The 18,054-nt window shown below is 63.3% G+C and carries 15 protein-coding genes and 1 pseudogene; 13 read left to right on the forward strand and 3 right to left on the reverse strand.

All coding sequences use genetic code 11. The features are described from left to right. From QQK25_RS11855 to QQK25_RS11880, 6 genes are all read left to right on the forward strand, one after another. A partial coding sequence (locus QQK25_RS11855) for a phosphomethylpyrimidine synthase ThiC (RefSeq protein WP_284188122.1) occupies window positions 1-317 on the forward strand: 317 nt, incomplete at its 5' end. Window positions 318-588: 271 nt separating this feature from the next. Beyond that, window positions 589-3,978, forward strand: coding sequence for a CHASE domain-containing protein (locus tag QQK25_RS11860; RefSeq protein ID WP_284188123.1), 3,390 nt, complete (start codon window positions 589-591; stop codon window positions 3,976-3,978). A 55-nt stretch (window positions 3,979-4,033) separates the two neighbouring features. Further along, window positions 4,034-5,284, forward strand: coding sequence for an ATP-binding protein (locus QQK25_RS11865; RefSeq protein WP_284188124.1), 1,251 nt, complete (start codon window positions 4,034-4,036; stop codon window positions 5,282-5,284). A 133-nt stretch (window positions 5,285-5,417) separates the two neighbouring features. Next, the gene (ahpC, locus tag QQK25_RS11870; RefSeq protein WP_284188125.1) at window positions 5,418-5,981 is read left to right on the forward strand and encodes an alkyl hydroperoxide reductase subunit C; all 564 of its coding nucleotides are present in this window, start codon (window positions 5,418-5,420) and stop codon (window positions 5,979-5,981) included. 149 nt (window positions 5,982-6,130) lie between these two features. Continuing rightward, window positions 6,131-7,684 carry an alkyl hydroperoxide reductase subunit F gene (gene ahpF / locus QQK25_RS11875; RefSeq protein ID WP_153160397.1) on the forward strand — a complete coding sequence of 518 codons (1,554 nt, stop codon included), beginning with the start codon at window positions 6,131-6,133 and terminating at the stop codon, window positions 7,682-7,684. A gap of 237 nt (window positions 7,685-7,921) precedes the next feature. Continuing rightward, window positions 7,922-8,857 carry a hypothetical protein gene (locus QQK25_RS11880; RefSeq protein ID WP_284188126.1) on the forward strand — a complete coding sequence of 312 codons (936 nt, stop codon included), beginning with the start codon at window positions 7,922-7,924 and terminating at the stop codon, window positions 8,855-8,857. A gap of 15 nt (window positions 8,858-8,872) precedes the next feature. On the opposite strand, the gene QQK25_RS11885 is transcribed toward QQK25_RS11880, so the two are convergent. Then, complete coding sequence (locus QQK25_RS11885; protein ID WP_284188127.1) at window positions 8,873-10,477, reverse strand: NAD(P)/FAD-dependent oxidoreductase; 1,605 nt, start codon at window positions 10,475-10,477, stop codon at window positions 8,873-8,875. A 75-nt stretch (window positions 10,478-10,552) separates the two neighbouring features. Further along, on the reverse strand, window positions 10,553-10,876 hold the full coding sequence (locus QQK25_RS11890; protein WP_153160394.1) for a hypothetical protein: 324 nt from the start codon (window positions 10,874-10,876) through the stop codon (window positions 10,553-10,555). Window positions 10,877-11,000: 124 nt separating this feature from the next. On the opposite strand from QQK25_RS11890, the gene nhaR reads away from it, so the two are divergent. After that, entirely contained in the window at window positions 11,001-11,918 is a 918-nt protein-coding gene (nhaR, locus tag QQK25_RS11895; protein ID WP_284188128.1) for a transcriptional activator NhaR, read from the forward strand. A gap of 203 nt (window positions 11,919-12,121) precedes the next feature. Here nhaR and QQK25_RS11900 read toward each other — a convergent pair whose 3' ends face one another. Continuing rightward, entirely contained in the window at window positions 12,122-13,030 is a 909-nt protein-coding gene (locus QQK25_RS11900; RefSeq protein WP_284188129.1) for a Tim44 domain-containing protein, read from the reverse strand. A 360-nt stretch (window positions 13,031-13,390) separates the two neighbouring features. Between QQK25_RS11900 and ccoN the strand changes: the two genes are divergently transcribed. The 6 genes and pseudogenes from ccoN (at window position 13,391) to QQK25_RS11930 (ending at window position 18,002) form a co-directional block, all read left to right on the forward strand. Beyond that, entirely contained in the window at window positions 13,391-14,812 is a 1,422-nt protein-coding gene (gene ccoN, locus QQK25_RS11905; RefSeq protein ID WP_284188130.1) for a cytochrome-c oxidase, cbb3-type subunit I, read from the forward strand. Between the two features lie 18 nt (window positions 14,813-14,830). Further along, window positions 14,831-15,433 (forward strand): annotated as a pseudogene (gene ccoO / locus QQK25_RS11910) (cytochrome-c oxidase, cbb3-type subunit II); the annotation flags it as partial. 156 nt (window positions 15,434-15,589) lie between these two features. Continuing rightward, the gene (locus QQK25_RS11915) at window positions 15,590-15,781 is read left to right on the forward strand and encodes a cbb3-type cytochrome oxidase subunit 3 (RefSeq protein WP_153160389.1); all 192 of its coding nucleotides are present in this window, start codon (window positions 15,590-15,592) and stop codon (window positions 15,779-15,781) included. Beyond that, window positions 15,774-16,688, forward strand: coding sequence for a cytochrome-c oxidase, cbb3-type subunit III (gene ccoP, locus QQK25_RS11920; RefSeq protein WP_284188131.1), 915 nt, complete (start codon window positions 15,774-15,776; stop codon window positions 16,686-16,688). Before QQK25_RS11915 ends, ccoP begins: the two co-directional genes overlap by 8 nt. 448 nt (window positions 16,689-17,136) lie before the next feature. Next, window positions 17,137-17,655 carry a FixH family protein gene (locus tag QQK25_RS11925; protein ID WP_284188132.1) on the forward strand — a complete coding sequence of 173 codons (519 nt, stop codon included), beginning with the start codon at window positions 17,137-17,139 and terminating at the stop codon, window positions 17,653-17,655. 107 nt (window positions 17,656-17,762) lie between these two features. Then, window positions 17,763-18,002: a hypothetical protein gene (locus QQK25_RS11930; protein ID WP_284188133.1), complete on the forward strand. Its 240-nt coding sequence runs from the start codon at window positions 17,763-17,765 to the stop codon at window positions 18,000-18,002. Window positions 18,003-18,054 lie beyond the last annotated feature (52 nt).

The following is an 18,054-nucleotide window of genomic DNA, read 5'->3' on the forward strand; positions in this document are numbered from 1 at the left end:
ACCCGGGCGCGCAGATCCGCGACAACGCGCTGAGTAAAGCCCGCTACGAGTTCCGCTGGGACGACCAGTTCAACCTGGGCCTCGACCCGGACAAGGCGAAATCCTTCCACGACGAGACCCTGCCCAAGGAATCGGCCAAGGTCGCCCACTTCTGCTCCATGTGCGGCCCGCACTTCTGCTCCATGAAGATCACCCAGGACGTGCGCGACTTCGCCGCCGCCCAGGGCATCGCCGAAGCCGAGGCGCTGGAGAAGGGCATGGAGACCAAGGCGGTCGAGTTCGTGAAGAAGGGCGCGGAAATCTACAGCCGGGTCTGACAGCCGCCGGGGTTCATCCGCGCGTCCTCGAAGTCCCCATCGGCGCGAGGCCGGTCGATGGGGACTCAGGATTTATGGCTGGCATGCCGTTGAACAGGGCTGGCTCCGGTGCGCGCCGTCCTGCCCTCGGTGGCGTGAAACACCGGGAGGGCGTTCAATTCCGTGATGTATTCCACGGAAGTGCCGTCAAGACCTTGCGAGGAAAACCATCTATTTTGTTAAAAATGATTATAAAATATCAAAATCAATAAAATCGATAGCGGTCCGCACCATGCGCGTTGCCCATGTCTTACGCAGCACAGCCCTCACGGCCCTGGCCTATGTGGGGCTCGGAGGCATCAGCCTGCTGCTTGCGGTTGCGCCCGGATACGCCAGCCCGCTGTTTCCGTCGGCGGGGCTGGCGCTGGCGGCAATGCTGCACCTGGGCCGGCCGGCGCTGGTGGCGGTATGGTTCGGTTCGGCACTGCTCAACCTGATCAATGCCTGGCTGAGCGGCAAGCCGGATTCGCTGTCCCTGTCCATCGCCGCGCTGATCGGTACCGGCGCAGCGATGCAGGCTGGCGCCGGTGCGTGGCTGATCTCCCGCGTGATGGGCGAGCGCTGGCGGGAGCTGGAGTCGGAACGGGATGTGGTGCGTTTCCTCCTCCTCGGGGGGGTGATCAGCACCCTGATCTCCTCGTCCCTGTGCGTGACAGGGCTTTACGGGCTGGGGGTGATCAACCACTCCGACTACCTGTTTGCCTGGTGGAACTGGTACGTGGGCGATTCGGTTGGCGTGATCGTCTTTGCGCCGTTGTTCCTGTGCTTCTTCAACAGGCACGAAGGGCCGTGGCGGGATCGGCGTCGCCGGATCATCGGGCCGACCCTGCTCACCGGCGGCCTGGTGGCGCTGGCTTTCTACGGCGTTGCGCAGTGGGAGCGGCAGGCCCAGCAGAACCAGCTTCAGGCCGACGGTCAGGCGATCGCCAAGCGCATCGCCGACCGGGTGGTCGCCCACCGGGAGGTGCTGGCCTCGCTGCGCAATTTCATCGAGGCGACGCCGGCCTTTACCTTCCGGCAGTTCGAGCAGTTCACCCGAATCACCCTGGAGGGGCACCAGGACATCCACGCCCTGAGCTTCAACGATTTCGTCCCCCATGAGCACCGCGCGGCCTACGAGAAGGCGGTGGCGGGGCTGTCGATGAACAACGCGTTCCAGATCACCGAGAGGAATGAGGCCGGCACGTTGCGCCGCGCCGGGGACCGGCCGGACTACGTGGCCGTGCGTTACATCGTGCCGCTGGCCACCAACCGGCCCGCGCTGGGTTTCGACATCTACTCGGAGCCGACCCGCCGGGAAGCGATCAACCGGGCGCTGGCGTCGGGTGGAATGGTGGTGACTAAGCCGCTCAAGCTCGTTCAGGAACAGCAGCGGCGCACCGGCGTGCTCGAACTGCTGCCGGTGCGCAACGTGGAGAATCCGCTGGCGATCGGCGGTGTTGCACGGCCGAGCGGGTTTGCGGTGGCGGTGATCAAGGCCGACGAGATGGTGGCGATTGCCACCCGCGACCACATCCCCGACGGCATTGCGCTGCAGCTCACGGATGCGGGCATGCCGGCCGGGCAGGGGCTGCTGTTCAGTTCGGGCCCGCTCGCTGACGGCGAGGTGCTGCCCGAGCGCGCCAGCCACTGGTCGGCGATGCTGCCGGTGGGCGATCGTCAGTGGCTGCTGTCGGTTTATCCGGGCCGGGGTTACTTTCAGCACAACCGGCCGCTCATGGTGTGGGCGATGGGGGTCGTCGGACTCACCTTTGCCTTCCTGATGCAGGTGCTCATTCTGGGCATGATCGGCCGCTCTGCGCTCATCCACCGCAAGAACGCGGCGCTCCGGGCCAGCGAGGACCGCTACCAGCGGCTGTTCAATGACAGCCCGCTGCCCATGTGGCAGATCGCCGCGGGGAGCCGGCGTTTCCTGATGGTGAACGACAAGGCGGTGGAGCACTACGGCTGGTCGAGGGAGGCCTTCCTCGCGATGACCCTGGATGACATCCTGGCCGATGGCGACGCTGTTTCGTGCCGCGAGCCACAGGCCGGGCACGGAGCGGGCGACGAGCTGCCCCGTTGCCGTCATCGCCGCAGGGATGGTTCGGAGATCGAGGTCATCGTCTCGGCGTCGATGGTGTCGTGGGGTGACGAGGACGCCTATGTGCAGGTGATCCAGGACATCACCCAGCAGATCCAGCTGATTGCGGCGCGGGAGACGGCCGAGCAGTCGAGCATGACCAAGAGCCGCTTCCTGGCCACCGTGAGCCACGAGCTGCGCACGCCCATGAACGGCATCCTGGGCATGGCCCAGCTCCTGCAGCGTCCGGGGGTGGGCGAGGCGGAGCGGCTCGAATACGCCCAGGTGATCATGAGCTCCGGGCACGTGCTGCTTGGCCTGCTCAATGACATCCTGGATTTCTCGAAGGTCGAGGCGGGCAAGCTGACCCTCAATCCGGCGCGGCTTGAAGTGGCCGGCGTGCTCCAGGAGGTCATGACGCTGTTCGCCGAGCCGGCGCGGCGCAAGGGCCTCGCGTTCAGCGTGGATTGGCAGGGGCCGGAATCCGCCGCCTACATGGTGGATCGCCAGCGGCTGGTGCAGATGCTGGCCAATCTGGTGGGCAACGCCGTCAAGTTCACCGATGCCGGCAGCGTGCGTGTCGAGGCGTTTCAGGTGGAAGCGGACGGCGAGGAGGCGACCCTCGAGTTCGCGGTGACCGACACCGGCATCGGGGTGCCGGAGGACAAGCAGCACCTGATGTTCCACCCGTTCTCCCAGGCCGACAGCTCGGCGACCCGCCAGCACGGCGGCACCGGGCTGGGGCTGTCCATCGTCAGCAGCCTTGCCGAACTGATGGGCGGTTCGGTGGGCCTGTCCAGCCGCGCCGGTGAAGGCGCGCGCTTCTGGTTCCGCATCCGCGCTGCGGTGGGCGACGCGCCGGCGACGCCGGTCGTTCAGCCTGCGCCGGTGCAGCGGGCGCCGGTCAGCATGGGGGGGCAGGTGCTGCTGGTGGAAGACAACGCCACCAACCGCCGGGTGGTCCGCTCGCAGCTCGCCTCCCGCGGTGTCGGGGTGGTTACGGCGGCCAACGGCCAGGAATGTCTGGATCTGCTCGCCCAGGGTGCATCCCCCGACCTGGTGCTGATGGACGTCCAGATGCCGGTGATGGATGGCCTGGCGACGACCGCCGAGATCCGCCGCCGCGAGGCCGGAACCGGCCGCAGCCTGCCGATCGTGGCGCTCACCGCTGACGCGTTTGCCGAGAGCCGGGCAGCCTGCATGGCCGCCGGGATGGACGACTTCGTCACCAAGCCGGTGATGCTGGAGGCGCTGGTGGGTGTGCTGCAGCGCTGGCTGCCGCCCGCCCCGGTCGAGTCCGGGCCCGCGGAATCCGACGAAACGCTGCGCACCCTGGATGGCGACCGGCTGGGCGTGGTGGTGGACGAACTCGACCATCTGCTTCAGTCGAGTGATTTCGATGCCATCGGACGGTTTCGTGAACTGAAGACTTTGGTCGCCGGAACCGTTATGGAGTCAGATTTCGACGAAGTGGGCCGGCTGGTCGGTGAGCTTCGATTCTCGGCAGCCCGCGAGTGCCTGCGACAGGTGTTCGCCCGAACCTCGGGAGTGACGGAATGAAAACCAACGTACCGCCCGCGCTTCTTCGCGTATCGAACCAGGCCTGATCCGGACCATGAAAGTCATTCTGATCGTCGACGACAACTCCACCAACCTGCGCACGCTGGGTGAGATGCTGCGGCCCTTTTACCGGATCCGTCTGGCGGACAGCGGCGCGGAGGCGCTGCGGATTGTCGGCAGCCAGCCCCAGCCCGACCTGATCCTGCTCGACGTGATGATGCCCGGCATGGATGGCTACGAAGTGCTGCGCCAGCTCCAGGCCGACGAGGCGACCCGCTACATCCCGGTGATCTTCGTCACCGCGCTCCACGACGAAGACAGCGAACTGCGCGGTTTCGAGCTGGGGGCAGCAGATTTCCTGCAAAAGCCGGTGCGCTCGGCGATCGCCCTGTCGCGCATCCGCGCCCAGCTCGACGCCAAGGAGGTGCGCGACAGCCTGCGCAAGTCCAACCGCACCATGGTCAGCCAGATGGAGGAGGGTGCCCGACAGCTGGAGGTGGCTCAGATGCAGCTGCTGCAGTCCGAGAAGATGGCCTCCATCGGCCAGCTCTCGGCGGGTATCGCCCACGAGATCAACAACCCGATCGGCTTTGTGGCGTCCAACCTCAGCGCCCTGGCGCGCTATCTGCAGGATTTGCTGGCCGTTGCCGCCTTGTGCGCCGAAAACCCGGGCGGGCGCGACGCCGAGGCCATTCTGGCCGATGTGCGGGCCCACCTGCGGCGCATCGATTTCGATTTTCTGCGAGAGGATGTCTCCGGCCTCGTCGCCGAGACCCGGGATGGGGTGGATCGGGTGCGCCAGATCGTCGCCGACCTGAAGGGCTTCTCCCACTCCGGCGATTCCGAGTGGGTGTGGGCCGACGTGCATGCGGGGCTGGACTCGACTCTCAACATCGCCCGCAACGAGTTCAAGTATCACTGCAAGCTGGTCAAGGAATACGGCGAGCTGCCGCACATCCGCTGCATCCCGTCCCAGCTCAACCAGGTGTTCATGAACCTCGTCGTCAATGCGGCCCAAGCGATCGAGGGCGAGGGGCAGATCACCGTGCGCACCGAATGCACCGGGGACAACAGCGTGCAGGTCAGCGTCTCGGATACCGGTTCGGGGATCGACCCGGACAAGCTTTCGCAGATCTTCGAGCCCTTCTACACCACCAAGCCGGTGGGCAAGGGCACGGGCCTCGGCCTGTCGCTGTCGTGGGGGATTGTCGAGCGGCATGGGGGCTCGATCAAGGTGCTCAGCGAGCCCGGCAAGGGCACCACCTTCAACGTGCGGCTGCCCATCGACGGCCCGACGGGGGGCTGAGGTGCTGCGACCCCGTTGGTGTTGATGGATAGGTAGCAACAATCGACTTGATTTCTACAATCAATTAGAACAATCGTTCGCGTATCTCTACCATTCGTCCTGTCTTCTTTTTGAACGCACAGGAGCTAACGAAATGGCAATCATCAACACCCAGATCAAACCCTTCAAGGCCGAGGCCTACCACAACGGCAAGTTCGTCACCGTCACCGACGAAACCGTGAAGGGCAAGTGGTCGATCTTCTTCTTCTACCCCGCCGACTTCACCTTCGTCTGCCCGACCGAGCTCGGCGACGTGGCCGAGCTGTACCCGGAATTCCAGAAGATCGGCGTCGAGGTGTACTCGGTTTCCACCGACACCCACTTCACCCACAAGGCCTGGCACGACGCGTCGGAGACGATCAAGAAGATCAACTACCCGATGATCGGCGACCCGACCCACGCCATCGCCAGGAATTTCGACGTGCTGATCGCCGACGCCGGCCTGGCGCTCCGCGGCACCTTCGTGGTCAATCCGGAAGGTGAGATCAAGGTCGCCGAGATCCACGACCTGGGCATCGGCCGCGACGCTTCCGAGCTGCTCCGCAAGGTGAAGGCCGCCCAGTACGTGGCGACCCACCCGGGCGAAGTCTGCCCGGCCAAGTGGAAGGAAGGCGAAGCCACCCTGGCCCCGTCCCTCGATCTGGTCGGCAAGATCTGATCGATCATCGCTGAAACCCATCCCGCCGGGCGGAAGCCCGCCCCGGCGCGGATTCCAGCGTCAAGCATTGCCCCGCCGGGGAAGTGTTTGGCGATGGGATTCCCCGGAATCAACGAACACACCGAAAGCAACGCACGAAAGGACGCACCATGCTCGACGCCAACATCAAGACCCAACTCAAGGCCTACCTCGAAAAACTCCAGCGCCCGATCGAGCTCGTCGCCTCGCTGGACGACAGCGCCAAGGCCCAGGAACTGCGCGGCCTGCTCGTCGATATCGCCGAGCTCTCCAACCGGGTCACGCTGCGTGAGGACGGCCAGCACGCCCTGCGCCCGTCCTTCGGCGTGGCCGAACCCGGCCAGGCGCCGCGCATCCACTTCGCCGGCATCCCGATGGGCCACGAGTTCACCTCGCTGATCCTCGCCCTGCTGCAGACTGGCGGCCATCCGCCCAAGGTGGAGCAGGCGGTGATCGACCAGATCAAGGCCTTGCCCGGCAAGTTCGAGTTCGAGACCTTCATCTCCCTGTCGTGCCACAACTGCCCGGACGTGGTGCAGGCCCTCAACCTGATGGCCGTGCTCAACCCCGGCGTCACCAGCACGATGATCGACGGCGCGCTGTTCCAGGATCTCGTCAATGAGCGCCAGATCATGGCGGTGCCCACGGTGTTCCTCAACGGCCAGAACTTCGGTCAGGGCCGCATGACCGTCGAGGAGATCCTCGCCAAGGTGGATACCGGCGCGTCCGCCCGGGCTGCCGAAGAGCTCTCCGCCAAGGCAGCGTACGACGTACTGGTGATCGGTGGTGGCCCGGCCGGTGCGGCGGCGGCGATCTACGCGGCCCGCAAGGGCATCCGCACCGGCGTGGTGGCTGAGCGCTTCGGCGGTCAGGTGATGGACACCCTCGGCATCGAGAACTTCATCTCCGTGAAGGAAACCGAAGGGCCCAAGCTCGCGGCGGCGCTGGAGCAGCACGTCAAACAGTACGACGTGGATCTGATGAATCTGCAGAAGGCGAAGAAGCTCGTTCCGGGCTCGCTCATCGAGATCGAACTGGAAAACGGCGCGACCCTCAGGAGCAAGTCGGTGATCCTTTCCACCGGCGCCCGCTGGCGCGAGATGAACGTGCCGGGCGAGAAGGAGTACAAGGCCAAGGGCGTGTGTTTCTGCCCCCACTGCGACGGCCCGCTCTTCAAGGGCAAGCGCGTGGCGGTGATCGGCGGCGGTAACTCGGGTGTCGAGGCGGCCATCGACCTCGCCGGCATCGTCTCCCATGTGACGCTGCTCGAGTTTGCCGACACCCTGCGCGCCGACGCGGTGCTCCAGACCAAGCTCTACAGCCTGCCCAACGTGACGGTGATCAAGTCTGCCCAGACCACCGAAGTGACCGGCGACGGCCAGAAGGTGAACGGTATCCGCTACAAGGACCGGGTGAGCGGCAGCGAGCACCTCGTCGAGCTCGAGGGCATCTTCGTGCAGATCGGCCTGCTCCCTAACACCGACTGGTTGAAGGGCGTGGTCGAGCTGTCGGACCGCGGCGAGATCATCGTCGATGCCAAGGGGCAGACCTCGGTGCCGGGCGTCTTCGCGGCGGGAGACTGCACCACCGTGCCCTACAAGCAGATCATCATCGCCATGGGCGAGGGCGCGAAGGCGTCGCTGGGTGCCTTCGATCACCTCATCCGGAGCTCCGTGCCGGCCTGATGATGAAGGCCTGAAAGTGACGGTCGGCGAGTCGCGATGCGGCTTGCCGGCCTTGTCGCGATGTGGTGGTTGTGGCGGCGGAATCGGGCGTCAGCCAGCGGTTGTCACCGGGCTTGCGTCATATTTTGCGAGTTGTTGATCGGGGTACTTGCCGGCCGGGAAGGTGGCGAAGGATAATGTCATCCTTTGTTACATGTCGGATCGTCGCCTGTGCGCCGAAAGCAATCGAATCTCCGCGTGGTTCATGGCAACGCCGATCAGCTGGACGCCGAGGCTGAGGCGCTGTTGGCCGATATCGCCTCGTTCGACATCGAGGCGGCACGCCAGCGGGTGCAGGAAATCGACGCCAGGGCGAGTGGGTTGCGGGTGTCCACCACCCCGTTTCCCGAGGCGTTGCCGCAGGTCTGTTTCGAGGCCGAATCCACACCTGCGCCGCGGGTTTCCGTCGAGGCGCCGTCCTGCAGCCAGCCGTCGCCGGCTGCACCCGTCGAGGTGCCGCCCCCGGCGCATCGCCCTCTGGGCGGCGGGCTTCTCGAACAGCTCAAGGATGAAGTGGTCATCAGCCAGCGCCGGGCCGATGACCTCACGCGTCGCGTCGACGCCGCCCGGGACAGCCTGGATCGCCGTCTGCGTTCGATGTTCGACTACTTCCACGATCTGACAACGCAGCTCAATTACCTCAAGCCCCGCATCGGACGAGACTATTACTTCCTGGGTGCCGACGACGCCTTCCGCGATCTCACCTGGCTCGAAGGCTTTGCCGATTTCCGCACCCAGTCCGAAAGCGATGGTGGCCGCATCGAGCGGGTCACCCTCGGCTTCACCCTGAAAGGCCCTGGCGAGCGGACGCTGGATCGCTCCGGCAGCGGCATCGAGCGGCTCCGGCAGGTGCTCTTCGATCTGGGCCTGCGTTTTGAATGCGCCGAGCGCCGCAACAGCCAGCGTGAGCTCGAACACGCCAGCTTCCGCATCCCGGACGAAATCAGCGTGCGGGTGGTGTGGCGGGCTGATTTTGAAAAGCAGCAGGTGGTCATGGAGTCGCGCAACCTCGAGCGCCTCGGCTTTGCCACCTGTGCCCTGCTGCCCGAATCCATCGGGCCGGCGATGCTCGACGAGTTCGGCCGGCTGGTGCTCGGTCGCCCGAACACCTTCCGCAGTTTCGTCAGCCGCTGATCCGCGGCTGGCCGCTCAGGCCGGCTTGAGCAGATCCTCGGCCACGGCTTCGGCAACCCGGATGCCGTCCACCCCCGCCGACAGAATCCCCCCCGCGTAGCCCGCGCCTTCGCCGGCCGGGTAAAGACCCTTCACGTTCAGGCTCTGCAGGTTGTCGCCGCGGGTGATGCGCAGCGGCGAAGAGGTGCGTGTCTCGACGCCGGTGAGCACCGCATCGTAGAGGTTGAAGCCCCGGATCTGGCGGTCGAAGGCCGGGATGGCCTCGCGGATCGCCTGGATCGCGTAGTCGGGCAGGGCGGTGGCGAGGTCGCCAAGATGCACGCCCGGCTTGTACGAGGGCTCGACGCTGCCCAGCTTGGTGGACGGCTTGCCCTGAAGGAAATCCCCGACAAGCTGGGCCGGCGCCTCGTAGGTGCCGCCGCCCAGTTCGAAGGCGCGGCTCTCCAGCTTGCGCTGGAACTCGATGCCGGCCAGCGGGCCGCCCGGGTAATCCTCGGGGGTGATCCCGACGACGATGCCCGCGTTGGCGTTGCGTTCGTTGCGGGAGTACTGGCTCATCCCATTGGTGACGACCCGGTTGGGCTCCGACGTGGCGGCCACCACCGTGCCGCCCGGGCACATGCAGAAGCTGTACACCGCACGGCCGTTGGAAGCGTGATGCACCAGCTTGTAGTCGGCCGCCCCGAGAAGCGGATGGCCGGCGTGGGGGCCAAGCCGGGCCTTGTCGATGAGCGACTGGGGGTGCTCGATCCGGAAACCCACCGAGAAGGGTTTGGCCTCCATGAAAACGCCCTTGGCGTGGAGCATCTCGAAGGTGTCCCGCGCCGAGTGGCCAAGGGCCAGCACCACGTGGTCGGCCAGGATCTCGTCGCCGGCGGCCGTCTTCACGCCACGCACCTGACCGTCTTCGATGACGATGTCGGTCACGCGCTGCTGGAAGCGGATCTCGCCGCCCAGGGCGATGATCTCGGCGCGCATCGTCTCGACCATGCCCACCAGCCGGAAGGTGCCGATGTGCGGCTTGGCCACGTAGAGGATCTCGGGGGGCGCGCCGGCCTTCACGAACTCGGTGAGCACCTTGCGGCCCAGGTGGCGCGGGTCCTTGATCTGGCTGTAGAGCTTGCCGTCCGAGAAGGTGCCGGCGCCGCCCTCGCCAAACTGCACGTTGGATTCGGGGTTGAGGTTGTTCTTGCGCCACAGGCCCCAGGTGTCCTGGGTGCGCTCGCGCACGGCCTTGCCGCGCTCCAGCACGATTGGCCGGAAACCCATCTGGGCCAGCACCAGTGCGGCGAAGATCCCGCACGGGCCAAAGCCGATCACCACCGGGCGGTTGGCAAAACCGGCCGGCGCTTGGCCGACGAAATGGTATTCGGTGTCGGGCGATGGCTTGACATGGAGGTCGCCGGCGAACTTCTGCAGCAGCGCCACTTCGTTCTGCACCTCGGCGTCGATGATGTAGATGAAGGACAGCGACTGGTTCTTGCGCGCATCGTAGCTGCGCTTGAAGACCTTGAAGTCGAGGAGATCGGCGGGCTTGATGCCCAGGCGCTGGACGATGGCGGCGGGCAGGGCCTCGGCCGGATGATCGAGGGGAAGCCGGAGTTCGGAGATTCTGAGCATGGAGGCATGGCGGGCGTCGTGTCCCGCAGATGGCGTTCGGCCCGCGATTTTATCCGGAAATGCCGGCGTCTGGCGTCAGGCCGGCAGTGCGGTACGGCCTGCTTCGTGGGCGCCTGCCTGGCTGGCGATGGCCGACTGGACTCGGGCCGCGGCCCGTTCGATGACGCGCCCCGCGTCCGGACCCAGTTCTTCGAACACGACGAAGCGTCCTTTCATCTGGATGACGACCCGGCACAGCTTGTCGGCGACGCCCAGCGGCTTGTGCATGCCGCTCAGTCGGATGGTGACGGACTGGACGGCATGGCCGACGCGGCCGAGGGCCGCGCCGATGCGCGCGGTGGCGATGCTCCGGAGCTTCTTGGCGCCGGGCAGGCCGATAGTCTTGATATGGATTTCCATGGGATGGCTCCGCTGATCTGGATCAGGATTTAACTCTAGGTTCGTCAAGGCGTAAAATAAAGTCGCAATATGAGAAGGAATGATTCGAGAATCCCGAATCGTTTGCGCCAGCACGGAGCCCGGCATGAATCTGAAACACTTGTTCTACTTCTGGAAGACCGCCCGCAGTGGCGGCGTCGTCAAGGCGGGCGAGGCCCTGCACATCACCCCGCAGACCATCAGCGGGCAGATCCGGCTGCTGGAGGAAAGCCTCGACACCCAGCTGTTCTCCCGCGACGGTCGCTCGCTGGAACTCACCCCGGCCGGGCGGCTGGCGATGGAGTACGCCGACGAGATGTTTACTTTGGGCGCTGAGCTCGAGCAGGCGCTGCGCCACTACCCCAAGGGTCGGCCCGCAGAGTTCCGGGTCGGGGTGTCCGACGCGGTGCCCAAGTCACTGGCGTACCGGCTGTTGCGCCCGGCGGTGAATCCCGCCGATCCGGTGCGCATCATCTGCCGCGAGTGGCGTCTCGACCGCCTGCTGGCGGAGCTCGCCATTCACCGCCTGGATCTGGTGATTGCCGACTCACCGATCCCGCCGTCCGTCGATGTGCGGGCCTACAACCACCGGCTTGGCGATTCCGGCCTGAGCTTTTTTGCTGCGCGCGCGCTGGTGGGCGATACGCCGTGGACCTTTCCCGAATGCATCGCTGATCTGCCGGCCCTGCTGCCCGGCGATGATTCGGCCATCCGGCGGAAGCTGCTCGAATGGCTCGATCGCAAGCGCCTTCGTCCGCGCATCGTTGGCGAATTTGACGACACCGCGTTGATGACAGCCTTCGGGCGCGCCGGGGTGGGCGCGTTCGCGGTGCCAACGGCGATCGAACAGGAGACGCTTGCCGACGGCGATCTTGTGCTGCTCGGCCGGGCGTCAGAGGTTCGGGTGGAGTACTACGCGATTTCCGTCGAGCGACGCCTCACGCATCCTTGCGTGCTGGCCATCTCGGAGGCTGCGAAGACGGGTTTCGAATCGCTGGAAACCGGGATCACGGTTCCGGAGTAGGGCGGGGCGATCGTCCCTCCACATATGTATATGTAGGAGCGCCCCGCATCGGGAGGTCGGTCAGGTGGGGCGGGCCCTTGTGAGAGGGCGGGGCGTACGGCCTTCCCCAAGGTTGCGCCGCAACTTTTGAAGTTGTGGCGAGCTTGAGCGAGGCCGGATGCTCCCCCGCGCGGCGCTTTTGACGCCGGCGGGGGGCGTGGCTCTTAGTGGGCTTGCTGGATGCCGGCAACAACCCAGCCAGCGTTGCCGGTAAGGGGCTTGGTGAGGTGCCAGATCTCGTCGATGGATTCCGGCGCCGCGTTCGCTTCTTCGCGCAGCAGGCCAGTGAAGCGCACGCTGACGATGTAGCGGCCGGCTTCCTCGGTGACGTCGATCACCTCTGCGTTCAGCGAGACCACATCGGTCTTCTGCGGCGCACTGCCTTCCTCCATCCAGTTCATCTTGATCTCGGCAAACAGTTCCGGCGTGGTGTACTCGCGGACGTCCTCGAGATTGCGGGAATCGTTGGCAGCCTGCAGCCGGATGAAGTTGACCTTGGCGTTGCGGGCGAAGCCTTCGGCGTCGAAGTCGGCCGGCAGGGTGCTCGCAACGGCAGCCGCCGCGGCGCTACCACCGGCAACAGGCGCCGGCTGAATCGCAGGCTGCTCGGCGTTGTGGCCGGTGTATTGCATCCCGCCAGCGCCTGCCAGTGCCGGCTGCTGAGGCTGGGCACGCTTGCGCATGAAGAACCCGATCAGCGCGATGACCGCAAACGCGATCAGGGCCATCATCATCATGGACGCAAGTTCTTCACCAAAGCCGAAGTGCGAGGCAAGGGCCGCGAGACCGATGCCTGCGGCGAGCCCGGCTAGCGGGCCCATCCAGGAGCGCTTGGGCTGGGCCTGGGGGGCGGCAGGTGCGCCGGCCTGCTGGGTGCGGGCCGGGGCAGCAGCTGCGCCCGGTGCCTGGGCCGGCGTGGCGGGCGTCGCGTTGGTCGCGTGGGGTTGGTTCATTTCCTGGCGCTGCATACCAGAGGATTTTCCGCCGCCAAAACGCTTGGCTGCGTCTGCATCGCCGGAGATCAGGGTCAGACCGAGGGCCAGCGTGGCAGTCAGAAGGGCGAGGGATTTCATGGAAGCTCCTGTTGTGGGTGACTCCGTTGAAGCTTAGCGCGATCGCTGAATAAATAAAATCAACATTGTCAGCAAATATTGTTCGTAAAAAACTGATGGTCGGTTGTGGGTCGCAGCACGGCGCATCGGGATCCGTCAATGACGTGCATCCAGATTCTCCCCGAAACACCATTTTTCAGAGCGCTGAAATCAGGCGGAAAGCCTCACGCCACAAAGAGATCCGCCGTGCCGCGCTGCAATGAAGTTGATCTGTGTCAAAATGTCGCCCTAATCGCGGGGTATCCTTCCGCGAAGCCTGCCGGTGCTCCGTCTTTCCGGTGGGTATGGGGGGTTTTGTTTTCTTTTCTTGAGGTGACTCACATGCAATCGCAGACTTACAACTATAAAGTCGTGCGGCAGTTCGCCATCATGACGGTGGTTTGGGGCATCGTGGGCATGCTGGTCGGCGTTATCGCCGCAGCACAGCTCGTATGGCCTGAGTTGAACGTTGCCGAATGGCTGCACTTTGGACGGCTCCGCCCGCTCCACACCAACGCGGTTATCTTTGCGTTTGGTGGCTGTGCTCTCTTTGCGACTTCTTACTACTGCGTACAGCGTACTTGCCACACCCGGCTCTTCGCGCCTGGCCTTGCTGCCTTCACGTTCTGGGGCTGGCAGCTGGTTATTCTGCTCGCTGCCATTTCCCTTCCGCTGGGTTTCACGTCCGGCAAGGAGTACGCCGAGCTGGAATGGCCGATCGACATCCTGATCACTGTGGTCTGGGTTTCCTACGCCATCGTTTTCTTCGGCACCATCGGTACCCGCAAGACCACCCACATCTATGTGGCCAACTGGTTCTACGGCGCCTTCATCATCACTGTTGCCCTGCTGCACCTGGTTAACAGCGCGGAGATCCCGGTCTCCCTGACCAAGTCCTACTCCGCCTATGCCGGTGTTCAGGACGCGATGATCCAGTGGTGGTACGGTCACAACGCGGTGGGCTTCTTCCTGACCGCTGGCTTCCTCGGCATGATGTACTACTTCGTTCCGAAGCAGGCTGGTCGCCCGGTTTACTCCTATCGTCTGTCCGTGGTCCACTTCTGGGCGCTGATCTTCACGTACATGTGGGCGGGCCCGCACCACCTGCACTACACCGCGCTGCCTGACTGGACCCAGTCGATCGGCATGGTCTTCTCGCTCATCCTGCTGGCTCCCTCCTGGGGCGGCATGATCAACGGCATCATGACCCTGTCCGGTGCCTGGCACAAACTGCGCACCGACCCGATCCTGAAGTTCCTGATCACCTCGCTGTCCTTCTACGGCATGTCGACCTTCGAAGGCCCGATGATGTCGATCAAGACCGTGAATGCGCTGTCCCACTACACCGACTGGACCGTTGGTCACGTCCACTCCGGTGCTCTGGGCTGGGTCGCGATGGTGTCCATCGGCGCCATGTACTACCTGATCCCGCGTATGTACGGCAAGACCGAGATGTATTCCACCAAGCTGATCACCACCCACTTCTGGATCGCGACCATCGGCATCGTGCTGTACATCGCCTCCATGTGGATTTCTGGCGTGATGCAAGGCCTGATGTGGCGTGCCACCAACCCGGACGGCACCCTGACCTATTCCTTCGTTGAGTCTGTCAAGGCCAGCTATCCGTTCTGGGCGATTCGTGTCCTCGGCGGCGTGCTGTTCCTGGGCGGCATGCTGATCATGTTCTACAACATGATCAAGACCATTGCCGGTCAAAAGGCTTACGACGCTCCGGTGCTGGCTCCTGCTGGCGCCCACGCCTGATCGGGAGGAAAAATAATCATGGCTCAATCGAATCACGACTTTATTGAACGCAAGGTTGGCTGGCTGATCGTCTTCACGCTTCTGACCGTGAGCGTCGGTGGTCTGGTGGAAATCGTCCCGCTGTTCCATCAAAAGTCCACCACCACGCCGGTGGAAGGCCTCAAGCCTTACGATCCCGTCCGTCTGGTCGGTCGCGACATCTACATCCGGGAAGGCTGCTACAACTGCCACTCCCAGATGATTCGCCCGTTCCGTGCCGAAACCGAGCGTTATGGTCATTACTCCGTTGCTGGTGAGTATGTTTATGATCACCCGTTCCAGTGGGGTTCCAAGCGGACTGGTCCTGACCTGCACCGCGTGGGTGGTCGTTACTCTGATCAGTGGCACCGTATCCACCTGATCAATCCTCGCGATGTGGTGCCGGAATCCAACATGCCTGCCTTCCCGTGGCTTGATCGTCCGGCCAAGATCGACGACATCGAAGCCAAGATGACTGCGCTGCGCAAGGTTGGCGTGCCTTACTCCGATGAGGAGATTCAGGGGGCTCGCAAGGCCCTGGAAGGCAAGACCGAACTGGAGGCCGTCATCGCTTACCTTCAGGGTCTCGGCACCGCGCTGAGTGCTGGGAAGGCTGCACCGGCGCCTGCGCCGGCTGCTGCTGCCGAGCCTGCACCTGCTGCCGAACCGGCTGCGCCGGCTCAAGGTGCGGCTGATGCGTCCGGCAAGGCGGGTAGCTGAACCGCCAGGTAACCATTCTGAGAACGCAGGAGTCTGACCTTGGATATCAATGACGCACGTGCAGTTGTAACGGTTCTGGCGTTGGTTTGCTTCATCGGGATCACGCTGTGGGCATATAGCAGTCGTGCGCGCAAGGGGTTTGACGAGGCGGCACTCCTGCCGTTCAGCGAGGACGACTTGCCTGCTCCTGAAGGGGCACGGCAAACCAAGGAAGGAAATAAAAATGGCTGACTTTGTTAGCGGTTTCTGGAACGCCTACGTTATGGTGTTGGTGTTCCTGAGCATCGGGTTCTGTGTGTTCGTGCTGCTTTCGAACACCACCAAGCGTACGTCCGGCCCCGTGGGGCTGCACGACCACATTTGGGATGAAACCCTTCAGGAGTACAACAACCCGCTGCCGCGTTGGTGGATGTACATGTTCTGGATCACGATCGTTTTCGCGATCGTCTATCTGGCCATGTATCCGGGTTTTGGCAACAATCAGGGCAAGTTCGGCTGGTCTTCCGGCAAGCAGTGGGCTGATGAGCAAAAGGCTGCTGCCGAAAAGTACGGCCCGATCTTTGCGAAGTTCCGCAGCATGGATCTGAACGCGGTTGCTGGTGACAAGGAAGCCAATGCGATGGGGCAGCGTCTGTTCCTGACCTATTGCGCTCAGTGTCACGGTGCTGATGCCAAGGGTGCCAAGGGCTTCCCGAACCTCACTGACAGCGACTGGCTGTATGGTGGTGAGCCGGAAACCATCCGCACCACGATCCTCGGCGGCCGTCAGGGCATGATGCCCCCGTTTGGCCCGGCGCTCGGTGCTGATGGTGTCAAGAACGTCGCCAACTACGTCCGTTCGCTGTCTGGTCTGGCCCACGACTCGCTGCGCGCTCAGCAGGGCAAGGAACTTTTTGCTCAGAACTGCGCCGCCTGTCACGGCCCTGACGCCAAGGGTACGCCTGCTCTTGGCGCGCCGAACCTGACCGACAAGACCTGGCTGTACGGTTCTGCTGAAGCAACGATCATCGAGACCGTCACAAATGGTCGTTCCAATCAGATGCCTGCGTTCAAGGACTTCTTGGGTGAAGACAAAGTGCATCTGCTTGCCGCTTACGTGATGAGTCTCTCGAAGACTGCGCCGGCAGAAGCGAAGTAATCACATCTGCAGACGGTATGCTGATCAAAAGCTCCCCGGGTTCTCCCGGGGGGCTTTTTCAGTTTGGGCCAGACCAAAATGTGGCGCCTTGGGTTTGGCTGCGTAAAGGCCTCGGGTTGGTTTCATCGTCTCAACAGGCAGAGGTGTTCAGACGTCGATAATGGAGTTGCTCTATCCTGACAGCCACGCTTGGTGACGTTGGGCTGACCTCGATTTTGCATTTGTCATGCGGAGTCATCTCCGTCGTAGCTGCGCGGGTGGCCTGAACCGCGTCGGAGATCTCGGTTCAATTTCCTTCGACTCGGTTGATCGTTGCTGTTTTCGTTTCAGCGCTCCCGAGATTTGAATTCCGGTTATATTGAAGCGTCGGATCTGAGCGCTGGCGTTCATAAGCCCGCTTTCGTCCCCGTGTGGAAAGAACCTTTAGAACTATCTGAATGTGAGTACTATGCAAGCAGCGCACCAATCAAAGCCCTGGTACAAGGAACGTTGGACGTGGTTACTGATGTTGATGCCGGCCACGGCGGTTGTCGCAGGGTTCATCACGCTCTGGCTGGCCATTACGTCGTTTGATGGCCTGGTTGCAGACGACTATTACAAGCAAGGTCTGGCCATCAACCAGACCTTGGCCAAGGTTGTGGCCGCGCGCGATAGCGGGCTCGTCGGTACGGTCAAGTTCAACTCGGAAGAAGTTGGTGTCGTGCTTGAGTCGAAGGTCGGTGTTGCGTTGCCCGAGAGGCTTTTCTTGACATTGGCACACCCTACCAAAAGCGGGATGGATCAGAAATTCGTTCTTGAGCGTCGCGATGGGAGGTACAGTGGCGTTGTCGATACCGCCATCACGAGCGCTCACTGGAAGGTGCTGCTTGAGGATGAGTCCCGCACGTGGCGTTTGTCCGGCTCTGCATTTTTGCCGACGGAGACCGAAGTTCGACTGGATTCTGCTGATCTCAAGCCGGTTGACTGATTTTTGCGATACTGCGGCTTGAAGGAGTTTTTTTACTTCAGTCTTTCAGGTCGCATCGTCTTCGTGATGTTGTGGTGTCAGTGAAGGTCTGCCGTCAGGAGGTTCGTATGTTGAAAGTGATTCAGGTCTTGTGGCCGTCGTTCCTCGTTGCAGGTGTCGCCGAGGTCATTTTCTTCACGGTAATCAATCCGCAGGAGCTATACCTGTTTGGTGCGCCAGTACATTTTTCGGGGGTGGCGACCTATTCGATCGGCTTCTTCGGGTTCTGGCTGGTCTGTGCCGCATCGAGTCTGACTACGCTGTTCTTTCAGCGGACGTCGGATGAAATCAACAGGGTGGAAGCCTGACTAACTGGCTCCGAAATGATTTTCAGAAGATAAAACGACAAGGCCTCGCGAT

This window comes from Zoogloea oryzae, assembly GCF_030161255.1.
GTDB classification, from domain to species: domain Bacteria; phylum Pseudomonadota; class Gammaproteobacteria; order Burkholderiales; family Rhodocyclaceae; genus Zoogloea; species Zoogloea oryzae.